Source organism: Flavobacterium sp. NKUCC04_CG (genome assembly GCF_019345525.1).
Classification (GTDB): Bacteria; Bacteroidota; Bacteroidia; order Flavobacteriales; family Flavobacteriaceae; genus Flavobacterium.
On the sequence record NZ_JAHKRA010000043.1, the window covers coordinates 1 to 940 of the forward strand.

The 940-nt window shown below is 50.3% G+C and carries 1 protein-coding gene; it reads left to right on the plus strand.

Going from position 1 to position 940, the window contains the following annotated elements:
- Positions 1-940 (plus strand): hypothetical protein (locus tag KO524_RS15140; protein WP_219295070.1); only part of this gene is annotated, 940 nt, incomplete at both ends.

The window sequence follows — 940 nt, forward strand, 5'->3', positions numbered from 1 at the left end:
CGCCCCAACGCAGAGTTTACGGTCAACTACAACCCGAATTGTATCGAAAATCCCATTTTACTCGCACCGGTTAACTACGATCCAGAATACCAATACGAATGGGAGTTTAATAGAACCACGCTGAGAATGGCTTATGCGGAAATCAATTTACCGGAGGGGAGAAATGCAGAGCGCAACAAAATAAAACTAACGGTAACCGACCGTTACGGCTGTTCGATGAGTAGCGAACAAGGGCCGTTTACCGTCAATAAAGCCAATTTTGTTTTATCTAAAGCTATTCCTGAGGAAGCTACTTTTTGCGAGGGGGGCAGTGTGCGTTTGTCTGTACAGACAGCCGGTCAACGGCCTGTTGCTTACCAATGGATGAACGGGGCTCACCCCATTGCTCGGGCTACCGGAGCTACTTTGAGGGTCAACCAAACGGGCAATTATTGGCCGGTATTATTCGACGCCAACGGCTGTGGTTATTACGGTGCTCGATCGGCTGCGGTTATCGTTAAAAAGCTGCCTTTGGTCACGCTAAACCCACCGGCCATTAGCTGTAGCGGTAGTCCGATTAAAATCAGCGCTACCCTTGCCGATCCGCGGGTTTTACGTCAGTGGACGCGCAACAACACCGTGATTTACAATTGGAGTATCCATACCCCTTTGGAGTTTGAAGAACACTTGGCCGCGGGCGACTATGTTTATGTGTTAAACGTGCGCGACCCGCAAGATCCGGAGTGTATGGGCAGTGCGGTAATGGAATTTAGCGTAACCCCGCCACCGGAGCAACCGTATATCCGATTTGATGTATTGGATTGTACACCGTATCGCGTGCGTCTATCGTCTAGCGGTTCAGACCAGCATAGCTATACATGGAGCAACGGTATGGTCGGAAGAACCATCGAGGTTTCGGAAGGAGGTCCATATCGGGTTCGCGTGATTGCCGACAACGGCT